Consider the following 3,946-nt stretch of genomic DNA (forward strand, 5'->3'; position numbering starts at 1 on the left):
AGCCGCCGCCTGCGCGTCCTGCGGCCTGCGGCCCTTCATCCCGGCGGCCGCCTGCTCGGCGTCGGAGCTGCGGGTCCTGGGCACTTCAGGATTGCCGCCCGTGACACCGCCACCCGCACCGGGCCCCGGGTCCGGGTCGGCGGCGGAGTGCTCCTCCGTCGCCGATGACCCGTTCCGGCCGGCCGCCGCCTCGGCGGCCGGGTCGCTCTCGCCCGCCGGAGCGGGTACCCGGACCTCGCCGTTGGTGTTCCGGCGCCGGTCGGCGGGCGACGAGGACTGGAGCGCCATGCCCCCGGTCGTACGGAACAGCTCGTCGGCCCCGGGCAGACTCACTCGGCGTGACACCGGGCGAGCACCTCCCTGGCGAGCTGGCGATAAGCGGCGGCGCCGACGGAGTTGGAGGCGTACGTGGTGATCGGCTCACCGGCGACCGTGGTCTCCGGGAAGCGCACGGTCCGGCCGATCACCGTGTGGTACACGTGATCGTCGAACGCCTCGGTGACACGCGCGAGGACCTCGCGGCTGTGCACCGTACGGGAGTCGTACATCGTGGCGAGGATGCCGTCGAGTTCCAGCTCGGGGTTGAGCCGCTCCTGGACCTTCTCGATGGTCTCCGTCAGCAGGGCCACACCGCGCAGCGCGAAGAACTCGCACTCCAGCGGCACGATCACCTTGTGTGCCGCCGTCAGCGCGTTCACGGTCAGCAGACCGAGCGAGGGCTGACAGTCGATCACGATGTAGTCGTAGTCCTGCATCAGCGGCTTCAGGGCCCGCTGGAGCGTGGACTCGCGCGCCACTTCACTCACGAGCTGGACTTCGGCGGCCGACAGGTCGATGTTGCTCGGCAGCAGGTCCATGTTGGGGACCGCGGTCTTCAGGAGCACCTCGTCCGCCGCCATGCCCCGCTCCATGAGCAGGTTGTAGACGGTGAGGTCCAGCTCCATCGGATTCACACCGAGACCGACCGACAGGGCTCCCTGCGGGTCGAAGTCGACGAGCAGCACGCGCCTGCCGTATTCGGCGAGGGCCGCGCCCAGGTTGATGGTCGACGTCGTCTTGCCGACGCCGCCCTTCTGGTTGCACATCGCGATGATCGTGGCCGGACCGTGGTCGGTCAGCGGTCCCGGGATCGGGAAGTACGGCAGGGGCCGACCGGTCGGGCCGATCCGCTCGCGGCGCTGGCGTGCGGCGTCGGGGGCGAGGGTGGCCGCGTACTCGGGGTCGGGCTCGTATTCGGCGTCGGGGTCGTAGAAGTGCCCCTCGGGCACTTCGTCGTAGTCGGCGAATGGGCTGGACTCTCGGCCGCCCTCGTTGCCGGCCATGGCGTTCACGTGGTGGCCGTCCATCGTCTGGTGGGCTGTCGTCAACTGCTGGTGGGTGGCGAAGGTGCGGACAGCGACGGAGCCGACAGCCTCGAGCCCGGACGACGGGCTCTGGCCCCTCGCAGGCATTCCTGGTTGACCACCCCCGGGAGTAAATGTCGACTCATTCACAAGTCGTCTTACCTCCTTGGACGTGACCAGGAAACTTATCGATAGGTCAGCGTGGCACCATGCCGACGGTTTGCGACTCTATGGCGTGTCACCGCTCCGCAGCAACACAATCCGCCGGACCCGTGCCGATGTGTCGGCAACCGAACATCCCTGTGTCAAGGGCGCACAGCCCTCTCACCAAGGCATGCCGGGCGTGTTTCGCGGGGGTGCGAATAGGTGAAAAGGTAACTTTCACGGCGAGTTGGCGAGGGCCTCGAAGTGGCCGGATACACACCGGACCGGACCTCGTTCAGCAAGATCCGGCCGGTGGCGTGACGTTGACGTAAGGCGTTGACGCGTCAGGCCAGTACGGCGTCCAACTCCACGTGCGCCAGCCCGTGGGCCTCGGCGACCTCACGATAAACCACCTGGCCATCATGGGTGTTGAGCCCCTTCGCCAGCGCGGGGTCGCGGCGCAGCGCCTCGATCCAGCCACGGTTCGCGACCTCGACGATGTAGGGCAGCGTGGCGTTGGTCAGCGCGTAGGTGGACGTGTTCGGGACAGCCCCCGGCATGTTGGCCACGCAGTAGAAGACCGAGTCGTGGACGCGGAAGGTCGGTTCGGCGTGGGTCGTGGGGTGCGAATCCTCGAAGCAGCCACCCTGGTCGATTGCAATGTCGACAAGTACACTTCCGGGCTTCATCTTGGCGACAAGCGCGTTGGTGACCAACTTCGGCGCCTTCGCTCCGGGGATCAGAACGGCACCCACGACGAGGTCCGCCTCGACGACCGCGCGCTCCAGTTCGTACGCGTTGGAGACGATGGTCTGGACCTTCGTGCCGAAGATCTTGTCCGCCTCGCGCAGCTTGTTGATGTCCTTGTCGAGCAGCGTCACATGGAAGCCCATGCCGACGGCGATCTGGGTGGCGTTCCATCCCGAGACCCCGCCGCCGATGACCACCGCGCGGACCCGCCGCCGTACCGGGGACGCCGCCCGGCAGCACGCCCCGGCCGCCCGCCGAGCGCATCAGGTGGTACGCGCCGACCTGCGGGGCCAGCCGTCCGGCGACCTCGGACATCGGGGCGAGCAGCGGCAGCGCGCGGTTCGCCGTCTCGACGGTCTCGTAGGCGATGGCGGTGGTGCCGGAGTCCAGCAGGGCGTCGGTGCAGGCGCGGGAGGCGGCGAGGTGCAGGTACGTGAAGAGCGTCAGCCCCTTGCGCAGCCGGTGGTACTCCTCGGCGATCGGCTCCTTGACCTTCAGCAGCAGGTCGGCGGCAGCCCAGACCTCGTCGGCTGTGGCGAGGACGCGCGCGCCCGCCTCGGTGAACTCGTCGTCCGTGATCGAGGAACCGGCGCCGGCGCCGCGCTCGATGACGACCTGATGTCCGTGGCGCACCAGCTCGTGCACGCCGCCCGGGGTGATGGCCACCCGGAACTCGTTGTTCTTGACTTCGCGGGGGATGCCGACCAGCACGTCGATCACGGTCCTTGACTCAGGGGATTACCGAAGTAATACCGCATACGTCCCGATACGTGTGGCGCATCGGAAGACACCGCAAGAAGGTGCGGCGCAGCCAGTCTAATGAAGGACTTCCCGCTGTCTAGCCTTGCAATGCATTAATCCTCAGCAGAAGTGCTGCGGATTTCGTAGGCTGAGCCCTCCGATTCCAGCAATTGTTCGGCTGTGGCCCTGTGCAGCCCCGCCGCTGTGGGGTCGCCGAGCCGCTCCAGGGTGTCCGCCAGCCGGATCCGCAGGGCCGCCTCCAGCCGTACGTCCTCGGCCAGCCGCGCCCACTCCAGCGCCTCCTCGCAGGTGCGCAGCGAGTCCTCGGGGTGTCCCGCGTACTCCAGGACCCTGGCCACCTCGCTCAACGCCCGCGCGTGGCCCGGGTAGTCGCCCAGCCGCCGGTGGCAGGCCGCCGCCGCCCGCCAGTCGCGCAGCGCCTCGCCGTAGTGGCCCGCGTAGGCGTGGACCGCGCCGAGGCGGCCGTACAGCCTCGCCTCGTCGGCCTTCTCGCCCCGGCTGAGGCGCTGTGCGAGGGCCCTGCCGTACCAGTCGGCGGCCCGCTGCCAGTCCCCGAGGTCCTGGTGGGCGCCGCCGACGGATTCCATGGCGCGGCCGGTCGCGTAGAGGTCGCCCGCCGCGCGTCCGGCGTCCAGCGCCGCGCGGTAGCGCTCCAGCGCGTCCTCGGTGCGGCCGTTCCTGGCGTCGAGGTCGCCGATGTTGAGCAGCGCCGCCGCCTGTTCGCGGTGCAGCTCGCGGCGTTCGGCGATGTCGAGTACGAGGTGGTGGAGACCGTACAGCTCGGGCGCCGCCGCCTCCGTGCCCCGGTGCGCGGCGAGCGCGCGGACGAGCGCCGCCACATAGCGGCGGGCAAGGGTGTCGAGGTCGCCGTCGGCGACGGCCAGCCGTGCGGAGGCGAGCAGCGCGGGCTGCCGGATCCGCAGCCAGTCGGCGGCGGTGCGCGCGTC

The 3,946-nt window shown here is 69.7% G+C and carries 2 protein-coding genes and 2 pseudogenes; all 4 read right to left on the reverse strand.

The window, feature by feature from the left end; translation table 11 throughout:
- A pseudogene (locus QR77_RS47740) lies at positions 1-345 on the reverse strand (hypothetical protein); the annotation flags it as partial.
- Positions 330-1,451 carry a ParA family protein gene (locus QR77_RS07175; RefSeq protein ID WP_040020374.1) on the reverse strand — a complete coding sequence of 374 codons (1,122 nt, stop codon included), beginning with the start codon at positions 1,449-1,451 and terminating at the stop codon, positions 330-332. The gene QR77_RS07175 and the pseudogene QR77_RS47740, both read right to left, overlap by 16 nt.
- 380 nt (positions 1,452-1,831) lie before the next feature.
- Positions 1,832-2,948, reverse strand: a pseudogene (ald, locus tag QR77_RS07180) (alanine dehydrogenase).
- Positions 2,949-3,091: 143 nt separating this feature from the next.
- Positions 3,092-3,946: tetratricopeptide repeat protein (locus tag QR77_RS07185; RefSeq protein WP_150130552.1), on the reverse strand; the 855-nt coding region annotated here is incomplete at its 5' end.

This window comes from Streptomyces sp. 150FB (genome assembly GCF_000818195.1).
GTDB lineage: Bacteria > Actinomycetota > Actinomycetes > Streptomycetales > Streptomycetaceae > Streptomyces.

What these genes read in the sequence shown, in the direction of transcription:
- QR77_RS07175 (WP_040020374.1), bottom strand. Translation starts at nt 1,451, where the DNA reads ATGCCTGCGAGGGGCCAGAGCCCGTCGTCCGGGCTCGAGGCTGTCGGC.